Genomic DNA, 15,671 nt, shown 5'->3' on the forward strand with positions numbered 1-15,671 from the left:
ATAGAAATTTTAGAGAGGATTATGGATATGGTTAAAAAGGATGAGTTAATTGAAAGTTATCAATAAATTTAAAAAGTTATTTTTTCAACTTTATATAGCATTCTTATCATCAATACCAACAAAACTGGGCACAACATTAAGATATTGGGGTTATAGACCTTTTTTTCAAGAAGTAAAAGGAAAATTTAATATTGATACTGGAGTAACTATTATGGGGTTTAAAAATATTTCATTAGGTAATGATATAGTATTAATGAAAAATAGTTATGTTTATGCTCATGATGGAGGGGATATTGTGATAGGAAATAACTTCACAATGAATACCAATTCACAACTTGGTGCTAGTTTTGGTAAGATAGTTATTGGAGATGATTGTGCGATTGCTCCGAATTGTGTATTAAGAGCCGCAAATCATACTTTTGATGACCCCAATGTTCCGTTTAGAGAACAAGGACATACTTATGGTGAGATTATAATAGAAGATGATGTTTGGATTTCCTCAAATTGTGTGATTACAGCAAATACTAAAATAGGCAAAAGTTCAATTATTGGTGCGGGTTCTGTAGTTACAAAAGATGTAGAACCATATTCTGTTATGGGTGGTGTTCCTGCAAAACTTATACGAAAGAGAAAATAAGATGCGATATTTAGTAACAGGAGGAGCAGGGTTTATTGGTAGTGCTATTGCTAATAGATTGTTAAATGAGGGAAATGAAGTATATGTTATAGACAATCTTCAAACAGGTCATCTTTCTAACATCCCTAAAAATACAGTTTTTATTAATGAAGATTTTAGTAAAAATGAAACTATTGAAAAGCTTCAAAATGCAAAATTTGATGTAATTTTTCATATAGGTGGTCAAAGTTCTGGGGAGATAAGTTTTGAAGACCCAGAATATGATTTAAATACTAATACATTATCTACTTTGAAGTTATTGCAATATTGTGTAAAAACAGGATGTAAAAAATTTGTATATGCTTCTACTATGTCTGTATATGGGGAGCAATCCAATAAAGAGCAATTTTCTGAAGATGATGTTGAAAATCCAAAATCATTTTATGCTGTTGGCAAATTGGCAAGTGAAAAATATATGAAAATTTTTGCACAACAATATGATATAGAGTATGTAGCATTAAGATACTTTAATGTGTATGGTCCGGGGCAAAATCTTGAAAATTTAAAACAGGGCATGGTTAGTATATATCTGAAGCAATTTTTAGATGATTCTTTTGAAAAGGTACTTGTAAAAGGTGATTTAAATCGTTTTAGGGATTTAATATATATTGATGATGTTGTTGACATCACTATAGAGTCTTCAAGAAATGATAAATTTAAAAACAAAATCTTAAATATTGGGACAGGTAAAAAAACAACAGTCAAACAGATATTGACTTTAATAAAAGATAATTTACAAAGTACAAAAGATGTTGTCATATCAAAAGGTACTCCTGGTGATCAGTTTGGGATATATGCAAATAATCAATTATTACTCAGTATATATGATAGACCATTAACAAGTTTTGAGCAAGGTTTAAAAAAAATGATTGAGTGGGTTAAGGAGAATTAAAATGCCAATATGTAGAGTATGTAAATGTAAAGAGAATCAAATCTTAAGAGCAGATTATGTATTTGGTGGAAAAGATGAGCATAATTTTTGGGAATGTTCAAAATGTGGTGTAATATATTTATACCCATATTTAACCGAAGAAGAAGAAAAACATTTTTATAAAAAAGAGTTTGAAAAATTTATGTCCAAAAGAGTAGGTGACCATCGAGATTGGAGCAATGCACAAAAGCATATAGATTCAAACCAAGATCAAGTAAAAAGGCGATGGCACTTTTTAGCCAATCATTTGCACAAAGGCAAAAAAATATTAGAAATTGGTTGTTCATCAGGATTTATGATGGATGCTTTTAAAAATGTTGGGTTAGATTGTTATGGGGTTGAACCATCTGGTGAATTCTTAGAATTTTTAAAAAAGAACGGGCATCAAGCTTACGAAAGCATAAGTGAATTAAAGAATAAAGAAAGTATTAAATTTGATTTGATAGTACATTTTTTTGTATTTGAACATATAGCTAATCCATTTGATTTTTTAAAAGAAACTTACGAAATACTCAATGATGGTGGAGTTATTATAGCCGAAATACCATCTGCTACGGATGTATTGACTTCTGTTTATAATATACCAACATTTGAAAAATTTTATTGGTCTATTGCGCATCATTATTATTATAATCCTCAATCATTGAAATATATTTTAGATGAGTTAGGATATAAATATGAATTATTAGCGGAACAGAGATATGATTTGTCAAATCATATAACTTGGATGATGGATGGAAAACCAGGGGGACAAGGTAGATTTGATATTTTTTCTGAAAAAACATTAGAAGCTTATAGGAATGATTTAATAAATAATTGGAAATGTGATACTATCATATTAAAAATTTTTAAGGATTAGTATTATGAATATAGTAGCAACAAGTCCAAGTTTTTCAAAAAATAAAATCTTACAAGAAGAAGTATATAAATATTTTCCAGAGGCTAAGTTAAATTTAGATGGCAAAAGATTTAATCAAGATGAGTTGATAGAGTATATCAAAGATGCTGAGGCTTTGATTGTTGGACTGGAACCTGTGAATGAAGAAGTGCTTCAGCATTGTAAAAATTTAAAAATAATTTCAAAATATGGTGTTGGTCTTAATAATATAGATAAAGAAGCATGTAAAAAAAGGGGCATAGCTATTGGCTGGACAGGAGGAGTAAATCGTCTTTCAGTAGCAGAGATGGCACTCGGGTTTATGCTTATGTTTAGTCGTAATCTTTTTATGACAACAAATGAACTTAAAAGTAGTGTCTGGAATAAGTCCGGAGGATTTCAACTGAGCGGAAAAACAGTTGGTATAGTTGGCGTGGGTTACATAGGCAAAGAATTAGTGAGACTGTTGAAGCCTTTTGGGTGCAAAATACTTGTGAATGATATTATAAATCAAGATGAATACTATACTCAAAACGATTTGATAGAAGTGAGTAAAGAAGAACTTTACAGAGAGTCTGACTTTATAACAGTGCACACACCACAAGATGAAAGCACATATAATTTCATAACTTTAAATGAAATGAAAATGATGAAAAAAACAGCATATTTGTTAAATACGGCCAGAGGTGGTCTGATAAATGAAAATGATTTAAAATATGCTTTAAAAAACGGCATAATCGCAGGTGCTGCGATAGATGCCTATGTTGAAGAACCACCTACAGATAAAGAATTTTTAGAACTTCCAAATCTTATATGCACACCGCACATTGGTGGAAACGCAAAGGAAGCTGTAGAAGCTATGGGTATGAGCGCTATAAAACATTTAAGAGAGTATTATAAATTATGATAAGAATTCAAAGTGGAGAGTGCCATATGTTAGTACTCCTAAAAATTCAGTGCAGTGAGGTATTAAATGCCAAATCGTAAGAAAGTTGTTATTTTCGGTGGAAGTGGTTTTTTAGGTTCGTATGTCGCTGATGAACTGTCTCGTAGAAACTATGATGTAGTTATTGCTGATATTCATAAGTCAAAGTATTTACAAGTAAATCAAGAGTTTCAAACTGTAGATATATTAGATATGAACAGTATAAAAAATGTAATTAATGGCGCTGATATTGTATATAATTTTGTAGCGATAGCAAATCTTGATGATGCTATCCACGACCCAATCAATACTATGAATATAAATGTTATGGGGAATCTAAATATACTTGAAGTATGTAAAACAAGAAAAGTAGAAAGATTTGTGTATGCAAGCAGTGCTTATGCCCTTAGTAATGAGGGTTCTTTTTATGGCATTAGTAAGCAAACATCAGAGAAACTTACGGAAGAATATTATAAAAGGTATGGTCTGAAATATACAGTTATTCGTTACGGCTCTTTGTATGGAGAGCGAGCGAGTCATAACAATTATATTTATAATCTTTTATATGATGCCTTGAAAAATGGAGAACTTCACTACAAAGGTGATGGTCAAGATCTAAGAGAATACATTCACGCAGCAGATGCAGCAAAACTTTCAGTCGACATTTTAGAGGATGAAAGTTACGAAAATGAGCATATTATCTTAACAGGAACTGAAAGACTAAAACGTATAGAACTCCTTACAATGATAAATGAGATCATGCAAAACAAGCTAGAGCTGAAGCAAATTACAGATAATAACATGGGACACTATAAAATTACTCCTTATTCGTATCATCCAACTGTTGCCAAAAAGTTGGTGGCAAATCCGTATATTGATTTAGGTCAGGGTCTTTTGGAATGTATTCAAGTTATTCATGAAGAGCTGGAAGCGTAGATGTTGTTTTTGTCTTATATATTAGATGAACACACACCTGCTTACGGGAATAAAAATAAATTTGTACAAATAAAAAAAAGTGATATTTTAAAAGGGGATGTTGCTAATGATACAACAATATCTACTACTGTTCATATAGGTACACATATAGATATGCCCTACCACTTTTATGAAAAGGGACAGACTGTTAAGGATTTTAATGCTGATTTTTGGGTATTTAAAAAACCACTCATTGTAGAGATAGTTCAAGAAGAGTTAATTATAAACGAAAAATTGACAGCAAGATTAAAAAACATCACAGATATTGGTTATGATATTTTAATTGTAAAAACAGGTATTTGTAATAGTCGAAATAGTGAAAAATTCTGGAAAGAGAATTATGGTTTTCATGGAGATATTTATAATTTTTTAATAGAAAATTTTCCATCTATCAGAGTGTTTGGATTTGATTCTATATCGGTTTCTAGTTTTGCTTACAGAATGATAGGAAGAGAATCTCATAAAAGATTTTTAAATCCCCAAAAACCTATACTTTTACTTGAAGATATGGACTTGAAAAATATCAGCGAAAATGTACAGTTTAAAGAAATTATAGTGTCACCGCTTAGAATATCTCAGTGTGATGGCTTACCATGTACTGTATTTGGAATATTACATGATTAAAACAATTTTATGGGATTTTGATGGTGTTATACTTGATAGTATGAAGATTAAGGGGGATGGTTTTGTAGAATTGTTCCATGGTTATGACAAAAAATATTTACAACAGATTGAGAAATATCATTATGAAAACGGTGGTGTTTCAAGATTTGATAAAATTAGATATTTTTATACTGATATTTTGCATCAAGATATTTCAGAAGATGAAATTGTAAAACTAGCAGATAAATTTGCTCGGATTATTAAAATGAAATTATCTAACAAAGAAAACTTAATTATGGAAACCATTGAATTTATAAAAGCGAATTACAAAGAATATAATTTTCATATCGTCTCAGGTGCAGAAAATCGTGAACTTAATGATTTGTGTAAACAGTTTGAAATCACATGCTATTTTTTATCAATCAATGGAAGTCCAACTAAAAAAGATATTTTAATAGCTAATATTATGGAGAAATATAATTACAAAACTGATGAAACAATATTAATCGGTGATGCCATCACAGACTATAATGCGGCTAAAAAGAATAAGATAAATTTTTATGGGTATAATAATTCAGAGTTAAAACAGTATGGAAATTATATTGATACATTTTTGGAGTTTAAACTTTGAATCCAAAGGAATTAGAGGAGAATTACCAAAATAAAAAAAGTAATTTTCATGCCTACATTGATAAGATAAAAAGAAATGCCAGATGGGATATCTATACAATAATTAATGCTACTTTAGTTAAAAATCCATATGCAAGTGTGTTTCCTAAAAACTTTTTTACAAATAATATTCAAAAAGACAATAATCTGTTTTTATTCACAAGAAAATTAGTGAAATATTATATAAAAAATATTTATCTTTATTTTTCATATGTTACTGCTTTTTTTATCTATAAAATTTATTATAAGAAACAAAGAAAAAATAGATTAGAAATTATTATTGATACTTTTGGACTTATAGATAAGACAAATGAAAATGGTCAATTTAGTGAAAATTATTTAACCGGTATCTATGAAATATTTGAAAAATATCATACTCAGTATGCTATTTTATTAAGACCTTATGGCGTTGGTCAAAATCCATTAAAGTTAAAACACTTTTTTAAAATAATAAATCAAGATAAAAAGGATTTTGTATTTGAGTATGAATTTTTGAAATTAAGTGATTTTGTGAAACTGTTTGGACTTATAGTAGTGTATCCATTTAAAACATTAAGACTGTTACAAAAAGAAGAGAATGATATTGATAAAATATTTAATAATGCTGTAGTTAATGATATTAAATATTTTAGTTTTGATAGTTTAACAAGATATATTTTAGGTAAAAATTTAGCTCAAATTGAGAGTATAAAAACAATATATTCCTGGAGTGAATTTCAAGTGATTGAGAGAAGTTTTAACTATGGGATTAGAAATCATAATGACAAAATAACATTAAACGCATTACAGTTTTATTTAAATTATGAAACTTATTTTAATGCTTATGTAGATGATTTAGATTATGATATGCTTGCATCACCTCATAAGGTGTCTGTTAATGGAAAATATTATGTATTAGATAGAGAAAAAGTGAAATATGATGTTGGAGTTTCATTAAGATATAAAGGAGTTTTTGAATTTCAGGGTATCAAAGAAGAAAAAAATGTACTTTTGCTCGGTTCTTATATAGAAAATGATACAAAATATATGATAGAAAGGATAGAACATTTAGATAATGTGATATTTAAAAACCATCCAGCAGTTAATATACATAAACTTGGTAATATCCCAAATACTATTGAAATTTCGAATAGCAATATTTATAAACTTTTTGAAAACACAAAACTAGTAATAGGTACTGCTTCTGGGACTTCTCTTGAGGCAGTAACCTGTGGATTATCTGTAATAATAATAGCCAGTCAAGATAATCTTACCGCTAATCCATTAGTGACCCATGGAAAAGGGAAGATTTGGGATATTGCGTTTACTAAAGATGATATTGAGAAATTGTATAATAAGTTATTGGTATATAGAAAAAATTATAAAGATGAAATAAAGCAAATTTCTTTGTGGTACAAGGAAAACTTTTTTAGAGAGCCAACAGAAGAAAGAATTAAAAATATATTTGGAATTGAGGAAAATAATTTATGAAAGTATTACTGTTAGCAGGCGGTTTTGGAACAAGACTCAGTGAAGAGACAGACATAAGGCCAAAACCTATGGTTGAAATAGGGGGTAAGCCTATTTTATGGCATATTATGAAAATATATTCAGAGTATGGTTTTAATGATTTTGTTATTCTCTTAGGATATAAAGGCTATTATATTAAAGAGTATTTTGCAAACTATTTTTTACATCAAAGTGATATAACTATAGATATGTCAAATGGTAAAATGGAAGTGTTAAATAATTCAAGTGAACCATGGAAGGTAACATTGCTTGATACAGGGCTGAACTCTATGACAGGAGGACGAATTAAACAGGCACAAAAAGTTATTGATAATGAAGCGTTTATGCTCACTTATGGAGATGGGGTAAGTGATGTAAATATAAAAGAATTGGTAGCATTTCATAAAAAACACGGTAAAGCAATGACTATGACCTCTGCTCAACCAGATGGACGTTTTGGTGCACTTAATATCTCTGAATCACATCAGGTAACAGATTTTTTAGAGAAGCCAAAGGGTGACGGTGGTTGGATAAATGCAGGGTTTTTTGTTTGCGAACCGAAAGTTTTTGACTACATTACAGGTGGAGATGCAACTGTTTTTGAGCAAGAACCACTGCAAAAACTTGCTAAAGATGGAGAAATATTTACTTTCAAACATGAAGGCTTTTGGAAGCCGATGGATAGCTTAAAAGATAAAAATGATCTTAATAAACTTTGGGATGAAGGTGTTGCCCCTTGGAAGGTATGGGAATAGCAATGTTCAAAAATGTATACAAAGATAAAAAAGTACTTGTTACCGGGCATACAGGATTTAAAGGCACATGGCTTACTCTGTGGCTTTTAAAACTTGGGGCAAAAGTTATAGGCATCTCAAAAGATATTCCGACAAATCCTTCAATGTTTGAAGAGTTACAGCTACAAAAAAAGATAAAGCATTATCAAGAGGATATAAGAAATTTATCTAAAATGAATGAAATTATAGCCGCAGAAGCGCCGGAGTTTCTTTTTCATCTGGCAGCACAGCCGATAGTTTCAACATCTTATGAAAATCCAATTGACACAATATCCTCAAATGTAATGGGAACGGCAAATATTTTAGAAGCTCTTAAAAACTCAAATCATAAATGCAGCGTTATAATTATCACAAGTGATAAAGCGTATGCCAATGTAGAACAGGTATGGGGCTACAAAGAGGATGATAAAATGGGTGGTAAAGATATTTACAGTGGTAGCAAGGGTGCTGCTGAGCTTATTATAAAATCATATTATCACTCATTTTTTAAAAAAGACAATTGTAATGTTAAGTTAGCCATTGGTAGAGCCGGAAATGTTATAGGTGGCGGAGATTGGGCAAAAGACAGGATTGTAGTTGACTGCATGCACGCTTGGAGTAAAAATCAAAGTGTGGAGATACGAAGCCCAGAAGCTACGAGACCTTGGCAGCATGTGCTTGAACCTTTAAGTGGATATTTAAATCTAGGGCAGGTTTTGTATGAAAACAACTCTTTGCATGGGGAAGCGTTTAACTTTGGACCAAGGGCAGAACAAAATCACACAGTTAAACAATTGCTTGCAGATTTAAGTCAGTATTGGCATTTTACAAATGCCAAAGATGCTTTTACTATTACAGGGAACATACCTTTTCATGAGGCAGGATTGCTAAAACTCAATTGTGACAAAGCTCTCTTTTATCTGAAATGGCAGGCAAATTTAGAGTATAAAGATACTATTAGATTTACCAGTGAGTGGTATTATGACTTTTATAACAATAATAACAATATTTTAGAAAAAACTTTGGAACAGATAAATGAATATGAAAGTATGGCAAAAACGCGAGGTTTGCAATGGACGGAGTAATTTTAACACCGCTAAAACAGATTTATAATCCAAAAGGTGATATTTTTCATGCCATGAAAAAAAGTGATGAGGGGTTTGATGGATTTGGAGAAGCTTATTTTTCAACTATATACCTAAATGATATCAAGGGATGGAAGAAACATACTCAAATGACTTTAAATCTTGTAGTGGTTGTTGGAGAAATAGAATTTGTTGTGTATGATGAAATAAATAAAGAGTTTTTTAGTGTAAAACTTTCTCAAAAAAATTACCAAAGACTTACTGTAAAACCAAATTTGTGGATGGCTTTTAAAGGTTTAAGCGAAAGCAGTATGTTATTAAATATCGCTTCAATTGAGCATAATCCAGACGAAGCAATAAATTTAGATATTAATGAGATAAACTATGAATGGTAAAAAAAGAGTTCTTGTAACTGGCGGAACCGGCTATGTTGGTTCAGATCTTGTGAATAAACTTTTAATCAATCATAATATAGAAATTGCACTGGTTGTTCGAGATTCAAAAAGTGCCATAAAAATGTTTGGGAATGCGGTTATATATATCGAATGTAATAACCTAACTGAGTTTAATGACAGTGTTTTACAATTTTCACCTGAAATTGTAGTTCATCTGGCTGCATATTCAACAAGTTCAGATGAACCAAAAGATATAGTTAAGCTAATAGAATCAAATATTGTATTTACCTCTAATCTGTTAATTGCATTATCAGGTTGCAAGTTGCAATTGTTTATAAATACAGGTTCTTTTTCCGAATATCATATCAACAATATAATAAGCCCAACATATTTTTATTCTGCTACAAAAACTTCTGCAAAATATATAATTGAGTACTATGCCAAAAAGAACTCTTTTAAATTTTTAAATATGATTTTGTTTACAGTTTATGGAAAGAAAAATGCCAATAAAAAGATTATTGATTATGCTATAGATTCTCTAGACTCGGATGAGGCTGTTAATATGAGTGATGGTAAGCAGATATTGGATTTTGTACATATAGATGATGTTGTAAACCTTTATTATAACCTTATTCTTGATTTTAATAATATTAAAGCTTCTAAAATTGACTATGACGTGGGAACAGGAAAATGTATATCAATAAGAGATTTGGTAAAGACTTTAGAAAGTATTACAAATAAAAAAGCAAATATTGCATGGGGTGCGAATAAAAGTCGTAAAATTGATACAATCAGAGCATGTGCAGATATAGAAATGTCGCAAAAAGAGTTGAATTATAAAGTGAATATTTCTTTGGAAAGTGGTTTGAAAAAATATATTAAGGATAAAATTTAATATGAAAAATCCTTTGATTAGTGTCATTATTCCAATATATAATGCAGAAAATTATCTAGATGAAACAATACAGTCAGTGTTGAAGCAAACTTATGAGGTTTTTGAACTACTGCTTATAAATCATAATTCAACAGATAAAAGTGTTTCTATTATTGAGGAATATCAGCAGCAAGATAAAAGGATCAAGGTTGTAAATTTGAATATGAACAAAGGCGGACCCGCTTATCCTAGAAATGAGGGTTTAAAAATTGCAAAAGGTGAATATATAGCTTTCTTGGATTCTGATGATGTATGGTTACCGGAAAAGTTAGAAAAACAATTAGCATTTTTACAAAACAATCATGCTGACGTAGTCCATACATTGGCATATGAAATTGATGAAAAATCTGAATTACAAGGAAATTTTGATAATCAAAAACTGGTTAATTTTTTAAAAACTGTTATAAGTATGAAAAATATTATTTATTATATCAATTATATAAATGTAAATTCTGTATTGTTAAAAAAAAGTGCTTTAGTTAATTTTGAAGAAGAGAAAAATTTGATTGCGGTAGAAGATTGGCAACTTTGGATAAAATTAATTAGAAATGAAAAAAAAATTGTTTTACTCAAAGAAAAGCTGTTGAATTATAGAGTTCATAATGCTTCAATTTCAAACAGAGAGACAGATATAGGTTACAGAAAAGCATTGTATTTGCTTTCATTGATTTTTTTAAAAAAAGAGATACCGATGAGACATTATGTATTTAGTTCTTTGTTACAAATTTGTAAGATTATTTTTAAGAGATACAGTTATGCCTAAAAATTTAATTATTGGGAAAAATAGTAATCTTTCTAAAAGAATGAATAAGTATATAGATAATTCCATATTACTGTCTTCAAGAGAAATATTGGAAAATATAAATATTTTACAAGAGTATAAAAATCAAAAAATTAATATTATTTTTAATAACTTTCAACCTGCAACACAGCTAAATAATTTCGATAGCAGTAGTAATTACATCACTAATGCCATTTTAATTACTTCTTTAGTACTTGACTACTTTAAAAATGCAGACATCAACAAAATAATATACACAAGTAGCAGTTCTGTATATGGAAATAATATTTTATGTAATGAATCAGATGAATTAAAACCTATAAACTTGCATGCCTCTTTAAAAGTTGCAAATGAGAAATTGATTGAAAAATATTGTAATGAGTATAAGATAAACTATACGATTACCAGGATTTTTAACATGTATGGCGGAAATGATAAATTTTCTGTTATCAGTAAAATTATAAATGCTCATAAAAACAATCAAGAAATAAAAATAGTAAACAATGGAAATGCCATTAGAGATTTTATACATATTGATGATGTGGTTTTTATATATAGTAAACTGTTAAAGATACAAAATATTAAAATACTTAATGTAGGTACTGGTTTTGGCAGTTCAATAAAAGGGATCTTGGAATTTTTGTCAAATAATCAGATCGAAATTAAAACAAGCAATATATTTAGAGATGAGTTAAAAGTTTCAACCTCTGATGCAAGATTACTGGTTGAAGTGATTCAAAAAAATGATTTTATCAATGTGCAAGAATATTTACAACAAGAATTTAATTTATGAAAAAAATTGTAATAATGGTTACTGTTCCTGTTGTTTTAGAAACTTGGCTAAAAGGACAGGCAAAATTTTTATCTAATTATTATGAAGTTGAAATAGTTACATCATATTCAGATAAAATCCAAAGTATTAAAGAGTATGAAAATGTATCTGTAAAAATAGTGGATTTTAATAGAAAAATTAATATTTTTAAAGATTTAAAAGTTTTGATACAGCTTACAGGGTATCTGTTAAAAAAGAAGCCTTTGATTGTTTATACACTTACTCCAAAAGCCGGATTACTTGGAATGATTTCATCATGGATAACTAGAGTTCCGCATAGACTGCACAGTGTTGTGGGCCTTCCTAATTTGGAAGCGACAGGAATAAGAAAAAAAATATTGACAATAACAGAAAAGACTACATATTTTTTTTCCTCTAAAATATATTGTAATAGCAAAATTTTGACTGCAACAGTTAAAAACATGACAGCGAAAGAGGTTGCTATAATTGGAAATGGTTCAGTTAACGGTGTTGATACCGAGTTTTTTAAAGATAAGTTTTCGGAGAGTCAAAAAAATAAAATCAAGGATGATTTAAAGTTTAAGAAAGATGACTTTATAATAACTTTTGTAGGAAGAATTGTAAAAGATAAAGGTATTAATGAGTTGTTAAGTGTATTTGATTTGTTAAGTAATAAATATTCTAAAATTAAATTATTATTGATAGGTGATTATAAAAATGAATCAGACCCGATTTCTAAACAAAGCCATCAAATAATAAAAGAAAATTATTCTGTAAAATATATAGAATTTCAGGATGATATAAGAAAATATCTTTGCATTACTAACCTATTTGTTCTTCCTTCATACAGGGAGGGACTGCCAAATGTTCTCATAGAAGCAGGTAGTTTTAATATACCACTGCTTGCAACTGATATAAATGGGTGTAATGAAGTAATAAAACACAATATAAATGGAATGCTGGTAAAGAAAAAAGATGAAGTAGCTTTGTTCCATGCAATGGAAAAATTTATTATAGATGAAAAATTTTACAATTTTGTTAGATGCAATGTAAGAGATAGTATTGTCAAAAAATATGATCAAAAATATTTTTGGAATGAACTGTTAGGTGAGTTAAAGAAACTAGACATGGATATATAGATGAAAACTATTTTATTAACAGGGGTAAGAGGTTTTATCGGGAGTTATTTCCAGTTAAAATATTCTCAACACTATAAGATAAGAACTTTTTCTTTTTTACAGGAGAATTTTGATGCTCTACATGTAAAGGGCGTTGATGTTGTTGTACATTTGTCTGCTTTGGTACATCAGATGGGTGGAGCGAGTAAAGAGGCGTATGAAAAGATAAATGTTACGCAAACTTTGGATCTGGCCAAAAAAGCAAAAGCATCTGGCGTGAAGCATTTTGTGTTTATGAGCAGTGTGAAAGTATATGGGGAAGAGAGTGATGTTTGTTATACAGAAAGTACACCATGTAACCCTCAGGATGAATACGGTAAAAGTAAATTAAAAGCCGAGCAGGAACTTCAAAAAATCGAAGATGATAATTTTATTGTTTCTATTATAAGAACGCCTATTGTTTATGGGTATGGGGTGAAAGCAAACATTAAAAACCTTGTCAATTTAGTTCGAAAGGTACCTGTATTGCCTTTTGGAGGGATTGAGAACAGACGCAGTATGATCTATATTGGGAATTTATGTTTTTTTATAGATGCTGTCATTGAACGACAAAAAGATGGCATATTTTTAGTGAGCGATGATAAACCGTTTAGTACCATAAAACTTATAGAGCTTATAGCTGAAAATTTAGGAAAAAAAGTTTATCTTGTTCGGGTGCCGTTTTTTGAGAGTTTGTTGAAGGTTTTAAAGCCATCGTTTCATAAAAGGCTTTATGGGAGTTTGGAAGTTGATAATAAGGATGCAATGAAAAAACTTTTTGGCAAGGCTGAAGCATCGCTTCCGTTTGGTGCGGAGGAAGGGATTGATTTTATGATAAACGGTGAGAAAAGTTTAAAGGACTTAATGATATGAAACTGTACCTAATATTACTCTTGCCATTTGTACTGTTTGCGCAAAAACCACAACTTTTACTTTTGCAAGTTTATAAAGATCAAAATATTACAAATTGGGTAATGAGTGAAAAGCTTGATGGAATCCGTGCTTACTGGGATGGGAAACAACTTATAAGTCGTGGAGGAAAGCATATTTATGCTCCAAAGTTTTTTATAAAAGATTTCCCCCCTTTTGAATTAGATGGGGAGTTGTGGAGCAAAAGGGGTGATTTTGAAAATATATCTTCTATAGTGCGAGATAAAGTACCATCTGAAAAATGGAAAGAAATTACATATAACATTTTTGAAGTACCTCATGCAAAAGAAGGTCTTTTGAAGCGTTTAGAAAAAGTAAAACCATATGAAAGTGATATCTTACATGTAATAGTTCAAAGAGAGGCGAATTCAAAAGATGAACTTTTTAGATTTTTATCTGCAGTAGAATCAAAAGGCGGTGAGGGTGTTGTGGTGCGAGACCCAAATGTGGCATATATAGACAAAAGAACATCAAAAGCTTTAAAGCTAAAATCATTTAAAGATGCCGAATGCAGAGTTGTCGCTGTCAACCATGGCAAAGGAAAATTTGCAAATATGATGGGATCACTAACCTGTCGTTTAGATAACAACGCAACCTTTAAAATAGGCAGTGGATTTACAAATAAAGAGAGAATGGGTCCTCCTAAAATCGGTGATATTGTAACATTTAAGTACCAAGAGTTTACAAAATACAAAAAGCCAAGATTTCCTGTGTTTTTGAGAGTCAGATATAAAGGAAGCGATCTGTGATCTATATATTTTTATTTTTATTGTCATTTATGCTCACTTATATTATCAAAAATTATGCCATTGAAAAATCCTTGGTTGCCGAGGTAAATGAACGGAGTTCTCACACGGTGCCTACGCCTCATGGTGGGGGGATTGCTATAGCTGTTACTTGGTTTGTGGGGTTGAGTTATCTTTTTTTCAGGGGAGAGATTGTTTCATCTTTGTATTATGCTTTAATGGTGGGGGTTGTGCTTGCTGTTGTAAGTTACTTGGATGACTTGTATGAACTTTCTCCTAAAGTAAGGCTTGTCACACAGAGCAGTGTCGCTGTTGGTGGGTTAATGGCTCTGGGTGGTTTAGGTAGCTTGGACTTTTGGCTTTTTAGCATTGAAAATCAACTGGTTGCTAATATCATTGCTTTTGTGGCGATTATCTGGTTTATCAATCTTTACAATTTTTTAGACGGAATTGACGGCTATGCCGGAAGTGAAGCTGTTTTTCTTGGAATTGCCGGTTTTTTACTTTTTGGCGGGGTGCATTTTTTAGTTTTGATTGTGTCTGTGTTAGGGTTTTTGGTCTGGAACTGGCATAGAGCGAAGATATTTATGGGGGATGTCGGGAGTACTTTGCTTGGGTATACTGTAGCGATTTTTACTATATATTATGCAAATCAAGATGCTGTAAATTTATGGATATGGATTATCTTATTTGGTGTGTTTTGGTTTGATGCGACGTATACTTTAGTCAAGCGGTACCTCAATGGAGAAAGGCTTTCGGTGGCACATAAAAAGCATCTATACCAAAGGCTGACGCAGGCCGGATTTTCCCATGACAGAGTTGTGTTTATGGCTATGGGGGCGAATATGGTTTTATTTGTCTTGGCGTATTTTATCAGTCGGCACTGAAGTACCGATTCCGAGAAATTGTTGCATTTGGAATCCGTACTTCAGT

The 15,671-nt window shown here is 30.5% G+C and carries 18 protein-coding genes; all 18 read left to right on the top strand.

The window, feature by feature from the left end:
- Positions 1-49: 49 nt before the first annotated feature.
- The 18 genes from ACM66U_RS04250 (at position 50) to ACM66U_RS04335 (ending at position 15,625) form a co-directional block, all read left to right on the top strand.
- Positions 50-637 carry an acyltransferase gene (locus ACM66U_RS04250; protein WP_283949346.1) on the top strand — a complete coding sequence of 196 codons (588 nt, stop codon included), beginning with the start codon at positions 50-52 and terminating at the stop codon, positions 635-637.
- A gap of 1 nt (position 638) precedes the next feature.
- The gene (locus ACM66U_RS04255; RefSeq protein ID WP_418641219.1) at positions 639-1,568 is read left to right on the top strand and encodes an NAD-dependent epimerase/dehydratase family protein; all 930 of its coding nucleotides are present in this window, start codon (positions 639-641) and stop codon (positions 1,566-1,568) included.
- 1 nt (position 1,569) lies between these two features.
- Positions 1,570-2,466, top strand: a complete 897-nt coding sequence (locus ACM66U_RS04260; protein WP_418641220.1) for a class I SAM-dependent methyltransferase — start codon at positions 1,570-1,572, stop codon at positions 2,464-2,466.
- A 4-nt stretch (positions 2,467-2,470) separates the two neighbouring features.
- Positions 2,471-3,391, top strand: a complete 921-nt coding sequence (locus ACM66U_RS04265) for a phosphoglycerate dehydrogenase (RefSeq protein WP_418641221.1) — start codon at positions 2,471-2,473, stop codon at positions 3,389-3,391.
- Between the two features lie 66 nt (positions 3,392-3,457).
- The gene (locus tag ACM66U_RS04270; protein WP_418641222.1) at positions 3,458-4,345 is read left to right on the top strand and encodes an NAD-dependent epimerase/dehydratase family protein; all 888 of its coding nucleotides are present in this window, start codon (positions 3,458-3,460) and stop codon (positions 4,343-4,345) included.
- Positions 4,346-5,008: a cyclase family protein gene (locus tag ACM66U_RS04275; RefSeq protein ID WP_418641223.1), complete on the top strand. Its 663-nt coding sequence runs from the start codon at positions 4,346-4,348 to the stop codon at positions 5,006-5,008. It abuts the gene before it with no gap.
- On the top strand, positions 5,001-5,618 hold the full coding sequence (locus ACM66U_RS04280) for an HAD-IA family hydrolase (protein WP_346388549.1): 618 nt from the start codon (positions 5,001-5,003) through the stop codon (positions 5,616-5,618). The genes ACM66U_RS04275 and ACM66U_RS04280 overlap by 8 nt, the downstream gene beginning before the upstream one ends.
- Positions 5,615-7,126 carry a hypothetical protein gene (locus ACM66U_RS04285; protein WP_151900694.1) on the top strand — a complete coding sequence of 504 codons (1,512 nt, stop codon included), beginning with the start codon at positions 5,615-5,617 and terminating at the stop codon, positions 7,124-7,126. The genes ACM66U_RS04280 and ACM66U_RS04285 overlap by 4 nt, the downstream gene beginning before the upstream one ends.
- Entirely contained in the window at positions 7,123-7,899 is a 777-nt protein-coding gene (gene rfbF, locus ACM66U_RS04290; protein WP_418641224.1) for a glucose-1-phosphate cytidylyltransferase, read from the top strand. Before ACM66U_RS04285 ends, rfbF begins: the two co-directional genes overlap by 4 nt.
- A gap of 2 nt (positions 7,900-7,901) precedes the next feature.
- The gene (gene rfbG / locus ACM66U_RS04295; protein WP_151900692.1) at positions 7,902-9,002 is read left to right on the top strand and encodes a CDP-glucose 4,6-dehydratase; all 1,101 of its coding nucleotides are present in this window, start codon (positions 7,902-7,904) and stop codon (positions 9,000-9,002) included.
- Entirely contained in the window at positions 8,990-9,397 is a 408-nt protein-coding gene (locus ACM66U_RS04300) for a WxcM-like domain-containing protein (RefSeq protein WP_151900691.1), read from the top strand. The genes rfbG and ACM66U_RS04300 overlap by 13 nt, the downstream gene beginning before the upstream one ends.
- Positions 9,387-10,292, top strand: a complete 906-nt coding sequence (locus tag ACM66U_RS04305) for an NAD-dependent epimerase/dehydratase family protein (RefSeq protein WP_151900690.1) — start codon at positions 9,387-9,389, stop codon at positions 10,290-10,292. The genes ACM66U_RS04300 and ACM66U_RS04305 overlap by 11 nt, the downstream gene beginning before the upstream one ends.
- A gap of 1 nt (position 10,293) precedes the next feature.
- Entirely contained in the window at positions 10,294-11,094 is an 801-nt protein-coding gene (locus tag ACM66U_RS04310; protein WP_418641225.1) for a glycosyltransferase family 2 protein, read from the top strand.
- The gene (locus tag ACM66U_RS04315) at positions 11,087-11,905 is read left to right on the top strand and encodes an SDR family oxidoreductase (RefSeq protein WP_418641226.1); all 819 of its coding nucleotides are present in this window, start codon (positions 11,087-11,089) and stop codon (positions 11,903-11,905) included. Before ACM66U_RS04310 ends, ACM66U_RS04315 begins: the two co-directional genes overlap by 8 nt.
- Positions 11,902-13,044 (top strand): glycosyltransferase family 4 protein, encoded by a 1,143-nt coding sequence (locus ACM66U_RS04320; protein WP_418641227.1) that lies wholly within the window; start codon positions 11,902-11,904, stop codon positions 13,042-13,044. Before ACM66U_RS04315 ends, ACM66U_RS04320 begins: the two co-directional genes overlap by 4 nt.
- A complete protein-coding gene (locus ACM66U_RS04325; protein ID WP_418641228.1) occupies positions 13,045-13,935 on the top strand; it encodes an NAD-dependent epimerase/dehydratase family protein in 891 nt (296 codons plus the stop codon). It abuts the gene before it with no gap.
- Positions 13,932-14,741, top strand: coding sequence for a DNA ligase (locus ACM66U_RS04330; protein ID WP_418641229.1), 810 nt, complete (start codon positions 13,932-13,934; stop codon positions 14,739-14,741). The genes ACM66U_RS04325 and ACM66U_RS04330 overlap by 4 nt, the downstream gene beginning before the upstream one ends.
- The gene (locus ACM66U_RS04335; protein ID WP_418641230.1) at positions 14,738-15,625 is read left to right on the top strand and encodes an MraY family glycosyltransferase; all 888 of its coding nucleotides are present in this window, start codon (positions 14,738-14,740) and stop codon (positions 15,623-15,625) included. The genes ACM66U_RS04330 and ACM66U_RS04335 overlap by 4 nt, the downstream gene beginning before the upstream one ends.
- The last annotated feature ends 46 nt before the right edge of the window (positions 15,626-15,671 follow it).

The sequence above is a fragment of the Sulfurimonas sp. ST-27 genome, from assembly GCF_048081595.1.
In the GTDB taxonomy this organism is placed as follows: Bacteria; Campylobacterota; Campylobacteria; order Campylobacterales; family Sulfurimonadaceae; genus Sulfurimonas; species Sulfurimonas hydrogeniphila.